19 protein-coding genes and 4 tRNA genes are annotated in these 19941 nt (G+C 70.7%); 20 read left to right on the top strand and 3 right to left on the bottom strand.

The window, feature by feature from the left end:
* Positions 1 to 24: 24 nt before the first annotated feature.
* Positions 25 to 852, top strand: coding sequence for an NADH-quinone oxidoreductase subunit C (locus AB0M35_RS09670; protein WP_363743529.1), 828 nt, complete (start codon positions 25 to 27; stop codon positions 850 to 852).
* Entirely contained in the window at positions 852 to 1814 is a 963-nt protein-coding gene (gene nuoH, locus AB0M35_RS09665) for an NADH-quinone oxidoreductase subunit NuoH (RefSeq protein ID WP_363743527.1), read from the top strand. The genes AB0M35_RS09670 and nuoH overlap by 1 nt, the downstream gene beginning before the upstream one ends.
* 331 nt (positions 1815 to 2145) lie before the next feature.
* Here nuoH and AB0M35_RS09660 read toward each other — a convergent pair whose 3' ends face one another.
* A complete protein-coding gene (locus tag AB0M35_RS09660) occupies positions 2146 to 3192 on the bottom strand; it encodes a glutathione S-transferase C-terminal domain-containing protein (RefSeq protein WP_363743525.1) in 1047 nt (348 codons plus the stop codon).
* 152 nt (positions 3193 to 3344) lie between these two features.
* On the bottom strand, positions 3345 to 3920 hold the full coding sequence (locus AB0M35_RS09655) for a Uma2 family endonuclease (protein WP_363743523.1): 576 nt from the start codon (positions 3918 to 3920) through the stop codon (positions 3345 to 3347).
* A 98-nt stretch (positions 3921 to 4018) separates the two neighbouring features.
* On the opposite strand from AB0M35_RS09655, the gene AB0M35_RS09650 reads away from it, so the two are divergent.
* The 8 genes from AB0M35_RS09650 (at position 4019) to AB0M35_RS09615 (ending at position 13026) form a co-directional block, all read left to right on the top strand.
* Entirely contained in the window at positions 4019 to 4660 is a 642-nt protein-coding gene (locus AB0M35_RS09650; RefSeq protein ID WP_363743521.1) for an NADH-quinone oxidoreductase subunit I, read from the top strand.
* Positions 4657 to 5217, top strand: a complete 561-nt coding sequence (locus AB0M35_RS09645; protein ID WP_363743518.1) for an NADH-quinone oxidoreductase subunit J — start codon at positions 4657 to 4659, stop codon at positions 5215 to 5217. The genes AB0M35_RS09650 and AB0M35_RS09645 overlap by 4 nt, the downstream gene beginning before the upstream one ends.
* The gene (gene nuoK / locus AB0M35_RS09640) at positions 5214 to 5585 is read left to right on the top strand and encodes an NADH-quinone oxidoreductase subunit NuoK (RefSeq protein WP_363743515.1); all 372 of its coding nucleotides are present in this window, start codon (positions 5214 to 5216) and stop codon (positions 5583 to 5585) included. The genes AB0M35_RS09645 and nuoK overlap by 4 nt, the downstream gene beginning before the upstream one ends.
* Positions 5582 to 7534, top strand: a complete 1953-nt coding sequence (locus AB0M35_RS09635; RefSeq protein ID WP_363743512.1) for an NADH-quinone oxidoreductase subunit L — start codon at positions 5582 to 5584, stop codon at positions 7532 to 7534. The genes nuoK and AB0M35_RS09635 overlap by 4 nt, the downstream gene beginning before the upstream one ends.
* A gap of 46 nt (positions 7535 to 7580) precedes the next feature.
* Entirely contained in the window at positions 7581 to 9113 is a 1533-nt protein-coding gene (locus AB0M35_RS09630; protein WP_363743510.1) for an NADH-quinone oxidoreductase subunit M, read from the top strand.
* Positions 9114 to 9147: 34 nt separating this feature from the next.
* On the top strand, positions 9148 to 10626 hold the full coding sequence (locus tag AB0M35_RS09625) for a proton-conducting transporter membrane subunit (RefSeq protein WP_363743508.1): 1479 nt from the start codon (positions 9148 to 9150) through the stop codon (positions 10624 to 10626).
* Positions 10627 to 10764: 138 nt separating this feature from the next.
* Positions 10765 to 11640: a zinc metalloprotease HtpX gene (gene htpX / locus AB0M35_RS09620; protein WP_363743506.1), complete on the top strand. Its 876-nt coding sequence runs from the start codon at positions 10765 to 10767 to the stop codon at positions 11638 to 11640.
* A 126-nt stretch (positions 11641 to 11766) separates the two neighbouring features.
* Positions 11767 to 13026, top strand: a complete 1260-nt coding sequence (locus tag AB0M35_RS09615; protein ID WP_363743504.1) for an MFS transporter — start codon at positions 11767 to 11769, stop codon at positions 13024 to 13026.
* Positions 13027 to 13366: 340 nt separating this feature from the next.
* On the opposite strand, the gene AB0M35_RS09610 is transcribed toward AB0M35_RS09615, so the two are convergent.
* Entirely contained in the window at positions 13367 to 13861 is a 495-nt protein-coding gene (locus AB0M35_RS09610; RefSeq protein WP_363743502.1) for a YajQ family cyclic di-GMP-binding protein, read from the bottom strand.
* A gap of 149 nt (positions 13862 to 14010) precedes the next feature.
* On the opposite strand from AB0M35_RS09610, the gene AB0M35_RS09605 reads away from it, so the two are divergent.
* The 10 genes from AB0M35_RS09605 (at position 14011) to secE (ending at position 19909) form a co-directional block, all read left to right on the top strand.
* Positions 14011 to 14094, top strand: a tRNA-Tyr gene (locus AB0M35_RS09605).
* A gap of 750 nt (positions 14095 to 14844) precedes the next feature.
* On the top strand, positions 14845 to 14991 hold the full coding sequence (locus AB0M35_RS09600; RefSeq protein WP_363743500.1) for a hypothetical protein: 147 nt from the start codon (positions 14845 to 14847) through the stop codon (positions 14989 to 14991).
* A gap of 59 nt (positions 14992 to 15050) precedes the next feature.
* Positions 15051 to 17579, top strand: coding sequence for a bifunctional diguanylate cyclase/phosphodiesterase (locus AB0M35_RS09595; protein WP_363743498.1), 2529 nt, complete (start codon positions 15051 to 15053; stop codon positions 17577 to 17579).
* A 92-nt stretch (positions 17580 to 17671) separates the two neighbouring features.
* Positions 17672 to 17744: transfer RNA gene (locus tag AB0M35_RS09590), tRNA-Thr, on the top strand.
* Between the two features lie 25 nt (positions 17745 to 17769).
* A tRNA-Met gene (locus AB0M35_RS09585) sits at positions 17770 to 17842 on the top strand.
* A gap of 132 nt (positions 17843 to 17974) precedes the next feature.
* Positions 17975 to 18142 carry a 50S ribosomal protein L33 gene (gene rpmG, locus AB0M35_RS09580; RefSeq protein WP_007073056.1) on the top strand — a complete coding sequence of 56 codons (168 nt, stop codon included), beginning with the start codon at positions 17975 to 17977 and terminating at the stop codon, positions 18140 to 18142.
* 124 nt (positions 18143 to 18266) lie between these two features.
* Positions 18267 to 18713, top strand: a complete 447-nt coding sequence (locus AB0M35_RS09575; protein WP_363743496.1) for a MaoC family dehydratase N-terminal domain-containing protein — start codon at positions 18267 to 18269, stop codon at positions 18711 to 18713.
* Between the two features lies 1 nt (position 18714).
* Positions 18715 to 19107, top strand: a complete 393-nt coding sequence (locus tag AB0M35_RS09570; RefSeq protein ID WP_363743494.1) for a MaoC family dehydratase — start codon at positions 18715 to 18717, stop codon at positions 19105 to 19107.
* A gap of 125 nt (positions 19108 to 19232) precedes the next feature.
* A tRNA-Trp gene (locus AB0M35_RS09565) sits at positions 19233 to 19305 on the top strand.
* A gap of 211 nt (positions 19306 to 19516) precedes the next feature.
* Positions 19517 to 19909, top strand: coding sequence for a preprotein translocase subunit SecE (gene secE, locus AB0M35_RS09560; RefSeq protein WP_363743492.1), 393 nt, complete (start codon positions 19517 to 19519; stop codon positions 19907 to 19909).
* The last annotated feature ends 32 nt before the right edge of the window (positions 19910 to 19941 follow it).

Genomic DNA, 19941 nt, shown 5'->3' with positions numbered 1-19941 from the left:
GGGCGCGGCCATAGGATCAGCGTCATGACACCGGAAGAGGCCGGCCAGCGACTCGTCACGCTGCTTGCACCCGTCGAGGCCACCGCGACGGTCTCCGGAGGTCAGGCACACGCTCGGGCCACCGTCGACGTACCTGCGCAGGCGTGGCGGGCGGCGCTGCTGGCCGCGCGTGACGACACCGAGCTGGCCTGCGACTTCTTCGACTGGCTCTCCGCTGTCGACGAACTGGCCGAGGGTTTCGACCTGGTGGCCCACCTGTGGTCCACCACCCACCGGCACGGTCTGCTGCTGCGGGCGCGGATGCCCCGGGCGACACCGACAATCGACTCGGTGGTGGCGGTCTATCCCGGTGCGGCCTGGCATGAGCGGGAAACCCACGAGATGTTCGGCATCGACTTCGCCGGGCACGACGGCCTGCGGCCGCTGCTGCTGCCACCGGAGTTCGAGGGGCATCCGCTGCGCAAGGAGTTCGTGCTCGCCTCACGGGTGGCCAAGCCCTGGCCGGGTGCGAAGGAACCGGGCGAGTCGGAGGCCGGCGGTGGCCGACGGCCGATCCGGCCACCCGGCGTACCCGCCCCGGGCGAGTGGGGGACGACACCGACCCCGGCCGGTGCAGGTGGCGCCGGGGAGGGACCGCGCGGCGGCACCCCGGCCCGACCCGCCCGGGAACGCCCCGCCCGCCCGGCCCCGGGGGCACGCGTCGCCCGTACCCCCGGGACCGCCACCACGCCGCCCCCGGCCGCCGGCCCGTCCGCCGCGCCGGCCGACGCGGACCCGGCGCCCGGGACGGTCGGCGAGAGCCCGGAGGCCGCGGCCGGGAGCGCTCAGCCTGACGAGGGGGGTACGCCCTGATGCCACTGTGGCTGGAACTGGTGATCCGGATCGGTGGAGTACTGGTCGCCTTTCTCGTGCTGCCGCTGCTGGTGGGGCAGGCGGAACACAAGGTGATGGCACACATGCAGGGCCGGCTCGGGCCGATGTACGCGGGCGGGTTCCACGGCTGGGCGCAGCTCGTCGCCGACGGGGTGAAGTTCGTGCAGAAGGAGGACATCACTCCGCGCGCGGCGGACCGGCCGGTGTTCCGGCTTGCTCCGGCGGTGGCCCTGGTGCCGTACCTGCTGGCCCTGCTGGTCATCCCGCTGGGCCCGAACGACATGGTGGGGCAGCCGCTCGACGTCGGTCTGTTCTTCGTGCTCGCGGTGGTCGGCGTGGGCGTGCTCGCGGTGCTGATGTCGGCCTGGGCGTCGGCCAACAAGTACAGCCTGCTCGGCGGGGTACGCGGTGCCGCCCAACTGCTCGGCTACGAGCTGCCGCTGGTGTTGGCCGCCGCGTCGGTGGCGATGGCCGCCGGCACACTGAGTCTGTCCGGCATCGTCGAGGCGTGGCAGCCGTGGTGGCTGATCTGGCAGGCCCCTGCGATGGTGGTCTTCTTCCTGGCCGGTCTGGCCGAGATCCGTCGGCCGCCGTTCGACATGCCGGTAGCCGACTCGGAGCTGGTCTTCGGGTACATGACCGAGTACACCGGCCTACGGTTCGCCTTCCTGCTGCTCGCCGAGTACGTCGGCATCGTGGTGATCGCCGCGCTGACCACCGTGCTGTTCCTCGGTGGCTGGCAGGGGCCGTTCGCCGACGCGCAGCTCGGTTGGCTCTGGACCTTGCTCAAGGTCGCCGCCGTCAGCTTCGTGATCATCTGGCTGCGGGTCTCCTACCCCCGCCTCCGCGAGGACCAACTCCAACGCCTCTGCTGGCTGATCCTCGTCCCCACCGCCCTGGCCCAACTAGTCCTCACCGCCACCGTCCGCCTAGCCCTCTAAACCCCACCCTCCCTCGCCCCCCGCCCCCCGCCCCCCACGCCCCCCGCCCCCCACGCCCCCCGCCCCACGCGCCCCGCCCCACGCGCTCTCGCCCTCGCCCCGCCCCACGCGCTCTCGCCCTCGCGATCTTGCACTTTTGGTCGCTGTTATGCCTCTTATGCCCCCTTTTGTGGCGACAAGAAGTGCAAGATCGCGGAGCCGAGGCGGGCGAGCGTGGGCGAGCGTGGGGCGAGCGCGGGGCGTGGGCTGTGCGAGGCGCGGGCAGCCTACGCACGGTGCGCAGCGCGTGGGTGCGCTGGGCGCACAGGGCGGGCGGGGGACGGGGTGGGGGTTAGGGCAGGGGGGTGTGGGTGGGGGTGACCTGTTCGGTGGGGGAGGGGGGTGGTGGGGGTGTGCCGTTGCCGAAGGGGCGGCCGCCGAGGGCTTCGCGGCCGTGCGGGGTGAGCCAGTTCGACAGGTCAGGGCCCAGGGGCACGATCCCGGTCGGGTTGATGTCCCGGTGCACCTCGTAGTAGTGCCGCTTGATGTGGTCGAAGTCGACCGTGTCGCCGAAGCCGGGGGTGGTGAACAGGTCCCGGGCGTACGCCCACAGCACCGGCATCTCGGTGAGCTTCTGCCGGTTGCACTTGAAGTGCCCGTGGTACACCGGGTCGAAGCGGACCAGCGTGGTGAACAGCCGTACGTCGGCCTCGGTGATGGTGTCCCCGACCAGATAGCGCTGCCCGGCGAGCCGCTCGCTGAGCCAGTCCAGTCGGTCGAAAAGCCGGTGGTACGCCTTGTCGTACGCCTCCTGGCTGCCGGCGAAGCCACACCGGTACACGCCGTTGTTGACGTCGCTGAAGACCACCGCGTTGACCTCGTCGATCTCGGCCCGCAGGTGCTCGGGATACAGGTCCGGGGCACCGGGTCGGTGGTAGGCGGTCCACTCGGTGGAGAGATCCAGGCTCATCTGGGCGTAGTCGTTGGTCACCACCTGCCCGCTCGGCACGTCGACGATCGCCGGCACGGTGATGCCGCGCGGGTAGTCGGGGTAGCGGGCGAAGTACGCCTCCTGGATGCGTTCGATGCCGAGCACCGGGTCCCGCCCGCCCGGGTCCAGGTCGAAGGTCCAGCTTCGCGCGTCGTGGGTCGGCCCGGTGACGCCCATCGACAGGACGTCCTCAAGACCCAACAGCCGCCGTACGATGATCAGCCGGTTCGCCCAGGGGCAGGCGCGACTGACCACCAGCCGGTAGCGCCCGGGCTCGACCGGATAGCCGTCCCGTCCGTCGGCGGTGATCCGGGTGGTGATGTAGTTCTGGTCCCGGTTGAACTCCCCGCCCGGCTCCACATACTTCCCGCCGGTCTGTCTCTGGCCCACGCCGTTGTCTGCCGTCATCGTCTCGCTCCTCGCCCGTGCCGCCTGCCGTCCCGGTCCCATCATGGCTGACGCCTCGCCTGCTGGCTTGGCAGAAGGGCCGGTGATCGAGCGGAAGCGACGAGGTCCTGGCTGATCTCCTGGACGGGCCGCCGCGGTGGCCGTCGGGCCGGTCAGAGGTATCTGGGTGTCAGGTGGGCCAGTGACAGGTTCACTGGGAACGGCTCGCCGGTGTCGACGAACTTGGTCCACCGTCCGGTCTCGGTGTAGACCTCGTGCACCGGATCGATCCGGTGCGTGTGCACCACGAGACCGGTCGGATCGGTCTCGATCCGCCAGTAGTAGGGGATGCCGGCCTGGGCGTAGAGCGCCGGCTTGAGCACCCGGTCGATCGAGCGGGTGCTCGGCGACACGATCTCGACGGCGAGCACCACCTCGTGCGGCTCGTACCGCGCGGGCCGGCGTTGCGCCGCCGGTGCGGTGATGACCAGGACGTCCGGGATGAAGGAACGGGTGCGGTTGATCCGCACCTCGACGCCCTGGGTCACCTCGTACTCGTCCGGGCACTCCGCTTCGAGCGCGACCATGAGTCGGCCTGCGATGGTCTGGTGGGCGGCGGTGGGGGAGGGGGACACGAGCAGCACTCCATCGAGCAGTTCGCGGCGGCGGCCGTCGTCGGGCAGGGCGTCGAGGTCGTCGGTCGTCCACTCGCCCGACGGCGGTTGGTCGTCGTGCAGCGCGGCGGTCATCTGACGGGTCCTTTCCGATGTGTCGTTCTCTCCCCGTGGTCACGGTACTACCGGCAGAGCCCGGGTGGTGGTCGCGCGCGCCGTGGCCACAGGGCAGGATGGTCGACATGAGCGAGCGAAGCGAGCCGGCGGGTGTGCCGGGCAGCGGGCTGGTCAAGGGCCTGGCGGTCACGCTCAAGACGATGACGAAGCGCTCCACCACCCAGCAGTATCCGGACGTCGCCCCCGAGCTGCCGCCCCGCTCACGTGGGGTGATCGCGCTGCTGGAGGAGAACTGCACGGTCTGCATGCTCTGCTCCCGCGAATGTCCGGACTGGTGCATCTACATCGACTCGCACAAGGAGGAGGTGGCGGTGCCCGGCGCCGCCCGCCCCCGCCAGCGCAACGTGCTCGACCGGTTCGACATCGACTTCTCGCTCTGCATGTACTGCGGCATCTGCATCGAGGTCTGCCCGTTCGATGCGCTCTACTGGTCACCCGAGTTCGAGTACGCCGAGTACGACATCAAGGACCTGCTGCACGACAAGGATCATCTCGGCGAGTGGATGGCGACCGTACCGCCGCCACCGGCGCACGATCCCAACGGCGAGCCGGCCAAGGAGGAGACCGCCGCCGCACGCAAGGCCGCGATCCCCGCCGCGCCCGCCGCCCGCCCGACCGTCCCGCCGGTACGCCCCAAGCCCGCGACCGGTGGTACGGGTGCCGCCGAGCCCGGTGACGGGGAAGGTGCTTCCGAGTGACCGGCGTGGACGCGCTGCTGCTCGCCCTGGGTGCGGTGGCGGTCGGGTCGGCGGTGCTGGTGGTGTCGACCAGGCATCTGGTGCGCGCCGGGCTCTACCTGGTGGTCTGTCTCGGTGCGGTGGCCGGGATGTACCTGGTACTCACCGCCGAACTGGTGGCCTGGGTGCAGGTGCTGATCTACGTGGGCGCGGTGGTGGTGCTGCTGCTGTTCGCGGTGATGCTCACCCGCGCGCCGATCGGCGCCTCGGACGATCTGGACCGTCCCGGTTGGCCGGCCGCGCTGATCGGTGGCGGAGTCGGCCTGGGCCTGGCGGCGCTGCTGGTCGACGCGTACCGCTGGACGAAGGTGGAGCTGCCCGAGGCGGGCACCGCCGAGCGCATCGGCGAACAGGTCTTCGCCAGCTGGGTGCTGCCGTTCGAGGTGCTCTCGATCCTGCTGCTGTCGGCGCTGGTCGGCGCCATCGTGCTGTCCCGCCCCGACATCGGCCGCACCCCGGCATCCGGGGACCAGACGGCCGAGCGGGCCGGCTCCGGCGGCGAGGGAGGGGCCCGGTGAGACCGGTCATCCCGTACGTCACCGCCGCGTTGCTGTTCGGCCTCGGCGTGTACGGCGTGCTGCGGCGACGCAACGCGGTGCTGGTGCTGATGGGCGTCGAGTTGATGCTCAACGCGGTGAACCTGATCCTGATCACCGCCGACACCACGACGCGGGCGTTGCTGCCGCACAGTGGTCAGGTCTTCGCGCTCTTCGTGATCGTGCTGGCGGCGGCCGAGATCGGGGTGGGGCTGGCGATCGTGCTCCAGCTCTACCGGATGCGGGCCAGCGTCGCCGTCGACGAGGTGCCACTGAACGAGGTGCCACTGAACGAGGTGCCACTGAACGAGGTGCCGCTGGACAAGGTGCCGTTGGAGGGTCAGCGGTGAGCACCACGACGCTGCTCGGCGCGCTGCTGCCGGTCGTACCGTTGGTTGCCGGTCTGGTCGGTCTGCTGCTGCCACCGGCTGCGCGGGGCGCGGCCACCGACCGGGACACGGCTCGGCGCGCGGCCATTGCGCTCGGCGTGGCCGGCGCGGCGGGCGCTCTCGTGCTGGCGGTGGCGCTGCTGGTCACCCTGGACGGCCCGGCGGAGTCCTCGGCCACCTGGATCCGCTTCGGCGAGCTCACCGTCACCCTCGGGGTACGCCTCGACGGCGCCGCCGCCCTGGTCGCCGTGGCGGTCGCCGCCGTGGCCCTGGCCGTGCAGGTCTACTCGGTCGGCTACCTCAGGCGGGGTCCGCACGACGACGTGGACGTCGATCATCGCTACCCGCCGTACGCGGCTCAGATCAGCCTCTTCACCGCCGCCATGCTGCTGGTGGTGGTCTCCGGGGACCTGATCATGCTGCTGGTCGGTTGGGAGGTGATGGGGATCTGCTCGTACCTGCTGATCGCCCATGACCGGTGGCTGCCGCAGGCGCCGGCCGCCGCGCAGAAGGCGTTCCTGGTGACCCGGGTCGGCGACGTCGGGTTCCTGCTCGGCATCGCCCTGCTCGGCGTCTCGGCGGGCAGCTTCCGCATCGCCGACGTGCTCGCCCACGACCACGGCACCGGCACGCTCACCGCCGCCGGTCTGCTGCTGCTCGCCGGGGTGGCCGGCAAGAGCGCCCAGTTCCCGCTGCACACCTGGCTGCCGGACGCGATGGCCGGCCCCACCCCGATCTCCGCGTTGATCCACGCCGCCACCATGGTGGCCGCCGGGGTTTACGTGCTGACCCGGCTGTGGCCGCTGTTCGCGGCCACCCCCACCGCGCTGGCGGTGCTCGGGGTGATGGCGTCGGTGACGGTGCTGCTCGGCGCGTTAGCGGCCACCGCGCAGGACGACATCAAGCGGGTTCTCGCCTGGTCGACGGTCTCCCAACTCGGCTACATGACCGGTGCGCTGGCCGTCGGCTCGCCGCCGGCCGCGCTGTTCCACCTGCTCACCCACGCCGCGTTCAAGGCGCTGCTGTTCCTCGCCGCCGGTGTGGTGATCCACGCTGTCGGCACCGCGGCGATGTCCCGGATGGGCGGGCTGCGGCACAGCATGCCGGTCACCTTCTGGTGCACGCTGATCGGGCTGGGCGCGCTGGCCGGCGTACCGCCGCTGTCGGGCTTCTGGAGCAAGGAGGGCGTGCTTGCCGCCGCCGAGGGTGCCGCCCTGCACGGCGACGGCCCGGCCCCGGCCTGGGTGGGCTGGCTGGTCTGGCTGGCCGGGCTGGTCGGCGTCGCGGTCACCGCCTGGTACGCCACCCGGCTGCTGCTGCGTACCTTCTTCGGCGCGCCGCGCACCCCGCTGACCCACCCGCACGACCCGCCCGCCCTGCTGCGCTGGCCGGGGCTGGCGCTGGCCGTGCCGGCGGCGCTGCTCGGCCTGGCCGGCTTCCCCGGCTGGTTCGCCACCCAGTTGCAGAGCACGACGCCGTCCGACGCCGAGGGGGTGTCGGATCTGATGCCGCCGGACGGGCTGATCCACCTCACCCCGACCGTCCTGCTTCCCCTGGCGTTGCTGCTGCTCGGAGCGGGCCTGGCCTGGGCCGGGTGGCGGCGGGACACCGCCGCCGATCCGGCGGTGGCGCTGGGTCCGCTGCGGCCGGTCTTCGCCCGCGCGTTCCGCCTCGACGACGTCCAGCAAGCCTTGGTGGTACGCCCCACGACCGCGCTCGGCAAAGCGGCGCGGGTGGCCGACGAGCGGGTCGTCGACGGGGCGGTCACCGGCACCGGACACGGCGCCGGTGCCCTCGGCGGCGGCCTCGCCACCCTGCACCGGGCGGCGCTGCCCCGAGCCGTCGCCGCAGTGCTCGCCGGTGCGCTGCTGATCGCCTTGGCCGCCGCCCTGATCGGAGTCATGTCATGAGCCGCAGCACATCGCGGGCGAGGCGGTCGCGGTCCGGAGGGGCGCCATGAGCCTCGGGGAGTTCCTGCTGGTCGCGGTGCTTGCGGTGCCGGCGTTCGGCGCCCTGGCCGTGGCGGCGATCCCCCGTGACCTGCCCGCCCGGGTGGCGGGTACGGTGGCCGCCGCGCTGACCCTGGTCGCGGCCCTCGCGCTGGCCGTCGACCGGTCCGGCACCTGGACCGCCTACTCGGCGACCCCGCCGGCCGTACGCCCCTGGCACGCCCTCGACGTGGCCTGGGTTCCCGGCCTGGATCTGCGCTTCCACCTCGGGGTGGACGGCATCTCCTGGCCGCTGGTGGTGCTGACCGCCCTGCTCACCCTGCTCTGCTGCGGGTACACCTGCTGGCGGGTGCCGGCCGGCGGCAGCGGACGGGCCCTGGTGGCTCTGCTGCTGGTGGTCGAGGTCGGCATCCTGGGCACCTTCCTCGCCCTCGACCTGGTGTTGTTCTTCCTCTTCTTCGAGGTCGTCCTGCTGCCGATGTACGCCATCATCGTCGGCTGGGGCGGCGACGGCACCGACCCGGCGGCGGTGGCGGCACGGCGTCGGGCGGCCCGCAAATTCGCTCTCTACACCCTGTTCGGCTCGGTGCTGCTGCTGGTCGGGGTCTACGTGGTGGTGGCCGCCGCCGGTACCGCCGACATCGTCGCGTTGACCGGCGGCACCGGGTTGTCCCGGGGCACCCAACTGGCCGCGTTCACGCTGCTCGCGGTGGCCTTCGCGGTGAAGAGTCCGCTCTGGCCGCTGCACTCCTGGCTGCCCGACGCGCACACCCAGGCCCCCACCGTCGGCAGCGTGCTGCTCGCCGGGGTGCTGCTCAAGATGGGCACCTACGGCCTGATCCGGGTCGCCGTCGGGGTCGCCCCGGAAGGCGCCCGCTGGGCGGCACCGGTGCTCGGCGTACTCGCCGTCGCGGCGATCCTGATCGGTTCACTCGTGTGCCTGGCGCAGACGGAGCTGAAGCGGCTCATCGCGTACTCCAGCGTGGGGCACATGGGTTTCGTGCTCCTCGGGATCGCCACGCTGACCGCCACCGGGATCCAGGCGGCGCTGATCGGCAACGTCGCGCACGGCATCATCACCGGCCTGCTGTTCTTCCTCGCCGGAGCGATCAAGGACCGCGCCCACACCGGCGCGCTGCGCGAACTGTCCGGATTGCGGGAGACCGCGCCCCGGCTGTCCGGGCTGCTCGCCTTCGCGGCGGTCGCCTCGCTGGGGCTGCCGGGTTTGGCCGGGTTCTGGGGTGAGGCGTTCGCCGTGGTCGCCGCCGTCGAGGTGGGCGGCACGCTGTGGATCACGCTGGCGGTGCTGGCCGCGCTCGGTGGTGCGCTGACGGCGGCGTACCTGCTGCGGTTGTTGCGGCAGGTGACCCACGGTCGGCCGAGCGCCGCGGTGGCCGGGTTGAAACCGGGGCTGGCCGGGGCCGAACTGGCCGCCTGGGCGCCACTGGTGCTGCTCGCGCTGGCCGTCGGGCTGGCACCGACCCTGGTGCTGGGCGTCGCCGAGGCACCGGTGACGGCCCTGGTGGAGGTCCTGCGATGACGACGATCCGCGACCGTGCCGACGGGAGGCAGCCGTGAGCAGGGTGCAGAGCGTCGACAGCGTGGCGCTGCTGCCGGCGTACCTGGCGGCCGGGACGGCCGTGCTGGCGCTCCTGGTCGACCTGGTGCTGGCCCGCAGGGCGGCGACGATCGTCGCGGCGGCCACCGGTGCACTCGCCACCATCGTCGCGGCCGTGGCGGTCGGTGCCGGAGGCGAACGCCGTACCTTCTGCGTCGGTGCCGACTGCTCGTACGTCTTCGGTGGGCGGGCCGCGCTGGTGGCCGGGCTGGTGGCGCTGCTGGTGCTCGGGGTGTTGGCGTTGTCCGGGCCACTGCTGCGCGACGGCGTGACCCCGGTGGGGGAGTTCTGTTTCCTGCTCGCCTGTTCGATGACCGGTGGCGTGGTGCTCGGTGCGGCCGGCGACCTGATCACCCTGATCGTGGCGGTGGAGGCTCTCACCCTGCCGCTGTACATCCTGGTCGGGCTGCGCCGGGGGAGCCTGGCCAGCGCCGAGGCGGCGGTGACCTTCTTCGTGGTCAGCGTGGTGGCCACCACGCTCACCCTGCTCGGCGCCGCACTGCTCTACGCGGTCACCGGCAGCCTGCACCTGGAACGGCTGGGCGCGATCCTGGCCGACCGGTCTGAGCTGCTGGACCTGCCGCTGACCACGGTCGCGGTGACGCTGGTGCTGGCCGGGCTGGCGTTCAAGGTGGCGGCGGTGCCGTTCCACGCCTGGGCGCCGGCCACGTACGACGGGGCACCGCTGCCGGTGGCCGCGTACCTGTCGACCGCGTCGAAGCTCGGTGGTGTGGTCGCCCTGCTGGCCGTGGTGCAGCACGCGCTGCCGCTGAGCGTGGCGGGGCCGGTGCTGGCCGTGGTCGCCGCGCTGACCATGACCGTGGGCAACCTGGTGGCCCTGCGCCAGCGGCGTACCGTGCGGCTGCTGGCCTGGTCCTCGGTGGCCCAGGCGGGCTACATCCTCGCCCCCCTCGGTGCCTTGGCCCTGGCCGACGTCGACGCCCGCTCCGCCGCGTACGCCGCCGCCCTGGCGTACGCCGTCTTCTTCGTGTTGTTGGAGTTGGCCGCCTTCGCGGGGGTGGTGGCCCTGCGCCCGGCCGGCGCGGACGGCGGGCACCTCGACGACCTGCGCGGCGCGGCCCGACGGCACCCGTGGGTCGGCGCGGGTCTGGCGTTCGCGCTGATCGGGCTGGCCGGTCTGCCACCGGGGCTGGCCGGGCTGTTCGCCAAGGTGACGGTTGTGCGGTCGCTGCTCGGCGGGGACGCGGCGTGGCTCGCCCTGCTGGTGGCGCTGAACGCGGTCATCGGCCTGGCCTACTACCTGCGGTTCGCCGCGCTGCTCTACACCCCGGCCGACAGCGCCCCGGCCGGTGACGCCCCTGCCGTGCCGATCCGACCGGCCCGCGTGGTGGCTGCCGCGCTGGCCGTGGCGACCGCGATCGCCGTGATCGTCGGCTTCGCACCGCAACTGGTGCTCGATCTCGCCGGGAGCTGAACCCGGCCCGACCTGCCGGTTCATTCCCAACCATGACTGTCACTCAGGTAACTCTCAGTCATGAGACGGATGGTTGACGGGTACCGGGTTGTTGTACCGGTCAGCGGATCCGCGCATCCGTGCACCGAAGGAGTGATCGTGCACCACAACCGTCTGAAGACCGCCGCGCTGCTCGGCCTGCTCACCTCGCTGATCCTGGCGGTGGGCTACTGGTTCGGCGGCAGTGGCGGCCTGGTCATCGCCGTCGTCGTCTCGTTGGTGATGAACGGCGTCACCTACTTCTACTCCGACAAGCTGGCGCTCCGCTCGATGCGGGCGCAACCGGTCAGCGAGGCACAGTTCCCCGAGCTGTACCACATGGTGCGGGAGTTGGCCGCCGAGGCACGGCAGCCGATGCCCCGGCTCTACATCAGCCCGACCGCCCAGCCCAACGCGTTCGCCACGGGTCGTAACCCGCAGAACGCGGCGGTCTGCGTGACCCAGGGGATCGTCGAACTGCTCGACTACCGGGAGTTGCGGGGCGTCATCGGACACGAGTTGTCACACGTCTACAACCGGGACATCCTGATCTCCAGCGTGGCGGCCGGCCTGGCCGGCATCATCACCATGGTGGCGAACCTCGCCCTGTTCATCCCGCTGGGCGGCAACAGTGACGAGGACGGCCCGAACCCGGCCGTGCTGCTACTCACCATCATCCTGGGCCCGATCGCCGCGAGCATCATCCAGCTGGCGATCAGCCGCAGCCGGGAGTTCCAGGCGGACGCCTCCGGCGCCGAACTCACCCGTGACCCGCTGGCGCTGGCCAGTGCGCTGCGGAAGATCCACATGGGCGCCCAGCGTCGGCCGCTGCCGGCCGAGGGACAGCTCACCAGCACCGCGCACCTGATGATCGCCAACCCGTTCAAGGGCGGCGGGGTTGCGGCGCTGTTCGCCACCCACCCGAAGATGGAGGAGCGCGTCGCCCGCCTGGAGCAAATGGCGCTCAACATGGGCCCGGTCCGCTACCAGCGCTGACCAGCACCAACCCTTCGCCGCCCGCGCCGATGTCCAATCGGCGCGGGCGGCACCCTGTTCGGTTGCGCATCGGGGCAGCGTTAGGGTCTAAACGGTTCTCGCTCATTACATACGTGGAGGTCGTCGGTGGCTGGTCTGCGCCGTTACCTGGGTGTCTGGCAGCTTCCGGGGGCACCGACGCTGCTGATCACCGGCATCATCGGGCGGCTCGGGATCGGCATGACCCCGCTGGCGCTGCTGCTCGTCATCGAGCAGGTCACCGGCCGCTACTCACTGGCCGCCGTCGCCGGCGGCTGCTACGCCCTCGCCGGTGCCGCGCTCAGCCCGGTAGCCGGGCGGATCGCCGACCGGATCGGCCCCACCCCGGTACTGCTCGGCACCGCAGTCGCCCACCCGTTGGCCCTGATCGGCCTGCTCTGGGCGGCCCGCTCAGAATCGGCCCCTTTCGCCCTGGTGCTGGTGGCCGCCTCCGTGGCCGGCGCCACCTACCCACCGTTGACCGCCGCGATCCGCGGCGCGTGGAACGACCTGACCAGCGTCGCCTCCGGCCGGTACCACCTGCGCAACACCGCCCTGGCCGCCGAGACCACCCTGTTCGAAGTCGTCTTCGTGCTCGGCCCACTGCTCGTCGCCGGCTTCGTCCTGTTCGCCGATGCGGGTGCCGCGCTGATCGGCGCGGCAGTGGTCACCCTGGTCGGCACCGTGGCGGTGGCGCTCGGCCAGACCATGCGCGGCTGGCAGCGCCACTCCGGGGAACACCACACCAAGGGCCTGGGCCCGCTGCGGGTCGCCGGCTTCCCGGCGCTGCTGCTCTGCGTGGCCAGCCTCGGCATCGCCTTCGGCGCGGCCGGCGTGACCGTGCCCGCCTTCGCCACCCGCTACACCCCCGACGACCCGGACAGCCTGGCCGGCGTACTCCTGGCCGTCTGGGGTATCGGCAGCGCCGTCGGCGGCTTCTGGTTCGGTGTCCGCCGCCCCGCCCGCAACATGACCCGACAGTTCGCCTGGCTGCTCGCCGGGGTGGCAGGCAGCTTCGTCGTCTTCGCCATGATGCCCACCCCCGTCGCGCTCGGCGCCGCACTGGTGGTCGGCGGGGCCACCATCGCACCGGCCCTGACCCTGGAGAACACCCTGGTCGGGCGGATCTCGCCGGCCGGCATGCTGAACGAGGCGTACACCTGGGTGGTCACCATGTCCGTCGGCGCGAGCGCCGCCGGTGGCGCGGTCGCCGGCCTGATCGTCGACCACGCCGGCGGCGTGCCCTGGGCCTTCCTGTTCGCCGGTGCGGCGGTCGCCGCCGGGGCCGCCATCGCCGCCCTGCCCGCCGGCCCCATCGCCCGCGCAGAAGCCGCCACCGTACGCGTCGAAACCCCAGCCCCGGTCTGACCGCGCTCCCGGTGGGTATCACCGAGGCATGTTCGCCTTCTTCTCGAACCGCCTCGGCTGCCTCGGCTCGATCCTGGTCAGCGCCATCGGCACCATCGTGCTCCTGCTGATCTTCAACGGCTGACGCCGCTGCTGGCGGACGGCTGCCCGGGTGGGCGACGACAGGGCGACGATTGGGCTGGTGGTTGACCGAAGCGCGGTGATCGACTCCGTTACGACGTAATGGCGGTTTCCCGCCGCCGCGCACCCCGCCGTTTCGGCGATACGGCGCGCCCACCGGGGCGTCGTACCGACCGAGGGTCGGCCTCGGGCGCAGCTTCCACGGACGGTCGGGCCCTGCCTACCGGTAGTTGGTGAACTGGAGGGCGACGCCGAAGTCCTCCGCCTTGAGCAGGGTGATGACGGCCTGAAGGTCGTCCTTCTTCTTGCCTGTGACGCGCAACTGGTCGCCCTGGATCTGTGCCTGTACGCCCTTCGGGCCCTCGTCGCGGATCTTCTTGCTGATCGCCTTGGCCTTCTCCTGGTTGATGCCCTGCACCACCTTGGCATCGATTTTGAAGATCTTTCCCGACGAACGAGGGTCACCAGCGTCCAGCGACTTCAGCGAGATGTTCCGCTTGATCAGCTTCTCCTTGAAGACCTCCAGCGCGGCCCGCACCCGCTCCTCGGTCTCCGCCTGGAGGCTGATCGCCTCCTCACCCGACCAGGAGATCTCCGCGCCCGTACCCCGGAAGTCGAACCGCGTCGCAAGCTCCTTCTCCGCCTGACGAAGGGCGTTGTCGACCTCCTGGCGGTCAACCTTGCTCACGATGTCGAACGACGGGTTCGCTGCCATGCTCATACTCCTGCTGTCCGGCTGGTTTGTGATCGTTTGCCCCCGGATGACCAGGGGTGCGACTCCCTGACGGTACCCGGTTGCGCCGAAGCCGGGAGGAGCCGCTATCCTTGCTTCCGCCGCCGCACCACGGTGCGGGGGTACGCCCTGGCGGGTTGCCCGAGCGGCCAATGGGAGCGGACTGTAAATCCGTCGCGAAAGCTACAGAGGTTCGAATCCTCTACCCGCCACCAGGTGCAGATGCGGCCCCTGACCAGCAGAGATGCTGATCAGGGGCCGTTCTCATTCGTTCCCGCGGAGTCCGACTGCGTCCAGCGGCGGTAACTGCCTCAGCGTGTGGGAGCCACCCGAACTTCTCGATGCTCCGTCGCAGGCAAGCACGCTGTCGACGCGGCGTACGTGATCCGACACTTCACACCGATGGCGGTGTCCGGTAGGTGGGCGAGGGGGTCCTTGCTGGGCCTCGGCACATGTTCACGGCCTCGTCAGCGGTGTCTGTCCTGACTGAGCGGCTGAATCATCCATTCATGGGGGTGACTGAACTGGTATGTCGCGCCTACTCTGGTCGTGGTGCGGCTCCGACTCCTGTCGTCTGCGGGGATGTTGGAATGAGAGCTGGCCGTTGGACGCGTGGTGGGGTGGGCGGCGACTGGGGGAGGCGGTCGCCGGGGCGCGTTGACTGGGTGCTCGCGGTGGTGCTATGGCACTGCCATCCATTTTGGCTGGTCAGGAAGGTTTCTCGCCATTGTCCGCTAGACCCGCTAAGCCGTCTAAGCGGCGTATGCGCGGTTAGTGCTTTCTTCCAGTCAGGCGCTCGTCTTGGCGGCCCTGACCTGGCCGGATGTGGTGCGGAGGGGTGTGGACAAGTCGCGCCAAGCGATAACCCCACCAACATCGGGTTCGTGAACTTTCCACTGCCGGGCTGGCTGTGGCACCATCGGAGAGCCCCGTCACGCACAACCGTCACCCCGCCAGGAGCGCACATGTCTGCTCACCGTCTGGGCCGGCTATTCGGCTCCCTTCTGCTTGTCTCCGGTCTGGTGGTCGCGGCCGGCGTCGCCAGCGAGTTCGAGGTTCGGACCCACGGCATCGAATGGCAGATGCCGAAGTTGGGCACGCAGGTGCGCTGACGCGCTTCCCGTCCTGACCGGGCTCGCCACCTCCAGCACCCCACGTCGCGAGGAGAGCCATGACGTCGCCGAGGTCTGGCTCTTCTCGCGGACGGACCGAGCGGGCCTGGCTGATCACGGCTCCGCTCGCGCTCTGTGCGGTCCTCTTCGCACTTCTGCTGGGCCTGACCGTTCGGCCCGCACTGGGTGACTGGCTGCTTACGCTGCTGCTCACGGTGGCGATGATCGTTGCCGCGATCCCCACCATCAACGTGGTGGTACGCCGGCAGGCGCTCGGCACCACCTTCACCGAGATTCCGCTCGTCGTCGCGCTTTACGTGCTGCCACCGCTGTCGGTGGTGCTGGCGTACACCGTGGCCACGCTTGTGGTGCAGTTGCGCCGCAAGTTGCTACCGCCGAAGCTCTGGTTCAATGTGGCCCTCGCGGCGGCGGCGACCGCCCTGGCCACGACGGTCTACACGGTCCTGCCGACCCCGGACGGTCCCGGGCCCGCTACCTGGGGGTTGCTGCTCGCGGCGATCGGCACGCATGCTCTCGTCGGGTTCGTCGCGGTGGTCGCGGTGATCTCCGTCGTGCAGGGTTGGCAGTCCGGCCGGGAGTTGATCCGGGCGGTCCCGCCGATGTCGCTCACCGTCGCGATCAACCTCTCCATCGGCATCCTGATCATCATCTGCCTGGAGAGCACGCCGTGGGCGCTTCTCCTCTTCGCCGGTCTCGCCGTGGCGTTCGCGCTCGTCTACGACACGTACACACAGGTCATTCGGCAGCACCGCACGCTGACGGAGATGTACGAGCTGACCAAGGCGATCACCGAGAGCGGGTCGGACGGCAACCTCATCGACGCACTGCTGGTCCGCATCCGCGGTTTGATGCAGGCCGAGTACGCCACTCTCTGGCTGCCCGCCCAGGGGCGTCATCCGGAGGTTCTGCTGACCGCCCAGGAGGGCAAGCCCGGTCTGCTCGACTCGGCGCTCACCCCGCCGGCGCTGCGGGACGCGGCGGTGGCCCGTCAGGCGACGGTGGCGGTGGGCAGCCGGTTCGGCGCCGACCCGGCGCTGCGGGAGTCGTTGGGGCGGACGGCCAAGGACGTGATTGTGGTGCCGCTGCGTTCGGGCAAGGCGATCATCGGCACGCTGGAGGTGGCGAACCGCCTCGGCGACGTCAACTCGTTCCGTCCGGCGGACGTGCCGGTCCTCCAGACGGTCACCGCCCACGCTGCGGTCGCACTGGAGAACTCCCGACTGGTCGACCGGCTGCGCCACGACGCGTACCACGACGGGCTCACCAAGTTGCCCAACCGGCGCCGGATCCTCGGCGCGCTTGCCGAGGCGGTCCGGATCCGGGCCCCGGGCGAGGTGGTCGCGCTGCTGCTGTTCGACGTCGACCGGCTGCGTCAGGTCAACGAGTCGCTGGGGCATGCCGCCGGAGACAAGGTCCTGGCCGAGGTTGCGAACCGGCTGCGGGGCTGTGTGCCGTCGGCCGCCCTGGTCGGCCGAGCCGGTGGCGACGAGTTCCTGGTGACCCTGCGCCTGGAGAGTGCCGAGGCAGCGGTGGAACTCGCGGGCCAGGTCCGCGAGCAGATTCGCGACGAGATGGTCTTCGACGCGCTAACCCTCGACGTGGACACCGCCGTCGGGGTCGTCGTACACCCGGATCACGGCAGCGACCCGGCGACCCTGCTGCAACGGGTGGACGTGGCGGCGACCGCCGCGAAGTCGGTGCCGGGCAGCGTGCAGTTGTACAACCCGGCGCTGGAGTCGCGTTCGTTGCGCCGGCTCGGGCTCGCCGGCGACCTGCGGAACGCTCTCGACAACGGCGAACTGGAGATCTACTACCAGCCCAAGGTGACGTTGCGGGAACGCCGGCTGGTCGGGGTGGAGTGCCTGGCCCGCTGGGAGCACCCAACGCACGGCACGGTCGCACCGGCGGACTTCGTCGCGGTCGCCGAGCACACCGGCCAGCTCGGTCGGCTCACCGAGTTCGTGCTCCGGGAGGGGCTGCGGCACAGCCGCGACTGGGCGCACGGCGGCCAGTCGCTCGCCGTCGCGGTCAACCTGTCCGCGCGTACGCTCAACGACGAGCATTTCCCCGAGCGGGTCCGGGAACTCCTCGCCGAGTACGACGTCCCACCGCAGTTGCTGACGTTGGAGATCGAGGAGGCCGGGGTGCTCGACGGCACCGACCGGCCGATCCCGAGCCTGCGCCGGCTGCGTGACCTCGGCGTACGGTTGTCGGTGGACGACTTTGGCACCGGTAATTCGTCGCTGGCCCACCTGCGTCGGCTACCCGTGCACGAGGTGAAGGTGGACCGCTCCTTCGTGCAGGGCATGGCGACCGATCCGGGGGACCTAGCGATCGTCAACGCCGTGGTCACCCTCTCCCAGCAGTTCGGGCTGACAGTGGTGGCCGAGGGGGTGGAGAGCGAGCTGACCCTGGAGCTGCTCCAGGACATCGGCTGTGAGATCGGGCAGGGATTCCTGTTCAGTCGGCCCCTGCCGTTCGAGCGGTTGGAGGCCTGGTTCGGCGCCCAGGTCGACCCCGAGTCGATCTCGAATCGAGAGCTTCCTCGCCTCCGCGCGGTGCCCTGAGCTGGGCGTACGCCGGCAACGGGGATCCGATTTCACCAGCACGGCATGGCCGTGTACTCTTACCTCTGCGCGGCCACCGAGTGATCGCGCAGGCCCCCTTAGCTCAGTCGGCAGAGCGTCTCCATGGTAAGGAGAAGGTCTACGGTTCGATTCCGTAAGGGGGCTCAGAGGGTCCGGCTGGGCCCACCACGGCGGTGTAGCTCAGATGGCAGAGCAAGCGGCTCATAATCGCTGTGTCGCCGGTTCAAGTCCGGCCACCGCTACTCTCCGCCGCCGGGGTGTTCCTCGGTGGTCAGTGGGACGGGCGCCATAGGCGCCCACTTTGCGTGTCCGCCCTGGCGGCGCGTAGGCTTTGACGCCGTAGTTGTATCCGTTAGCGAGGAAGGCACTCCGCCGTGGCGAAGGCGACCGATGTCCGGCCGAAGATCACTTTGGCGTGTGTGGAGTGCAAGGAGCGCAACTACATCACGCGCAAGAACCGCCGTAACGACCCGGACCGCATCGAGCTGAAGAAGTTCTGCCCCCGGGACGGGCGGCACACCGTTCACCGCGAGACGCGCTGAGCGTCGCCGGGCATCGCCCCGGCACTTCTGGACACCACGATCGCCGGTTCACGCGCAGGGCGCGGCTTCAGGCCGCCCCGACCGCGTGGATCGGCGATCTTGTTCTGCGTGTAGGTTCGGCGGCATGTCCCTGGACCACTCCTTCGTCGGCAAGACCTATCCGCCGACTGCCCCCTATCAGGTGGGCCGAGAGAAGATCCGTGAGTTCGCGCGCGCGATCGGCGCGACCGATTCCGTCCACCACGACCCGGAGGCCGCCCGAGCGCTGGGCCACCCGGACGTGGTCGCGCCGCCGACCTTCCCGATCGTGCTCACCATGGCCGCCAATCAGCAGATGATCGAGGACCCGGATCTCGGCATCGACTACACCCGGGTGCTCCACGGCGACCAGCGGTTCGCGTACACCCGCCCGGTGGTGGCCGGCGACGAGCTGGTCTGTGTCAACGCCATCGAGGAGATCACCAGCCGCGGTGGCCACGTTTTCGTGACCAGTCGGACCGAGGTCCACACGACCGCCGGCGAGCCGGTGGTCACTGCCTGGATGAAGCTCGTCGTACGCGGGGAGGCCTGAGATGGAACTGCCCACCCAGACGTTCCGGGTGACCCGGGCGGACCTGATCCGCTACGCCGGTGCCTCGGGCGACTTCAACCCGATCCACTGGAGCGACCGCTTCGCCACCGGAGTCGGCCTGCCCGGGGTGATCGCGCACGGCATGTTCACCATGGCGCTGGTCGGTCGCGCGGTCACCACCTGGGCCGGCGCGCCCGACGCCGTCGTCGACTACGGGGTCCGGTTCACCCGTCCGGTGGTGGTTCCCGATGACGATTCCGGCACCGAGATCGTCGTGACCGCGGTGGTCCGTGAGGTGACCGAAACGGGTCTGACCAGGCTCGACATCACCGCAACCTGTCAGGGAGACAAGGTGCTGTCGCAGGCGCGGGCCACCGTCCGGACGGCGGGCTGACCTGCTCCGCAGGGCGCGATGGCTAGACCGGTTGGGAAACTCGGGTTCGTACCCGTACACTGGTCCGCCGTGGGGCAAGTGAATTCTGCCTGGTCGTGTGACCTGGGGGATGAGCGTTGCCGCATAGGGGTGTAGCTCAATTGGCAGAGCAGCGGTCTCCAAAACCGCAGGCTGCAGGTTCAAGTCCTGTCACCCCTGCGCCTCAGGCCTGACCGTTCCGTGGGTCGCGCCACCGAAAGGTGGCGTCCGGCCCGTGGTGGTGGCATCGGCGGGGAGGTTCCGAGGCATCGGGCCTTCCGGTTGATCCGCCGGCCGCGGCTCGTCCCGGGACGGTTGGGTCCGGCTGGCGTGACCAAACGCCGCGTACGCGAACCGCGTACGACCCCAATATCCCGCGACGGAGGGCGAAGTGGCCGACAACAAGCGGCGCGGCGAGGACGCCGACGACGACCGCCTGAACGACGAGGTCGTCAGTGACGGCGCCGACGACGACGCCACCGACGCGGACGAGCCGGTTACCCGGGGTGGTACCGCCACCCGGGAGCGGGCCAAGGCGGATTCCGCCGACAGCCGGTCGAAGACGCGTACCGATGGCGAGAAGGTGGGCCTGTTCGGTCGCATCGCGCGTTTCATCCGCGAGGTCGTGGCTGAACTGCGTAAGGTCATCTGGCCGACCCGCAAGGAGTTGCTGACCTACACGGGCGTGGTGATCGCGTTCGTCTCGGTGATGCTGGCGATCGTGGCCCTCCTTGACTTCGCCTTCGCGAAGGGCGTGCTGTGGGTCTTCGGCAACCCCAGTTGACCGGCTGACTGTGCCGATAGTGACGGAAGTGA

Origin of the sequence: Micromonospora sp. NPDC051196, from assembly GCF_040682415.1 — a bacterium.
In the GTDB taxonomy this organism is placed as follows: domain Bacteria; phylum Actinomycetota; class Actinomycetes; order Mycobacteriales; family Micromonosporaceae; genus Micromonospora.
This window is presented reverse-complemented; position numbering and strand designations above follow the sequence as displayed.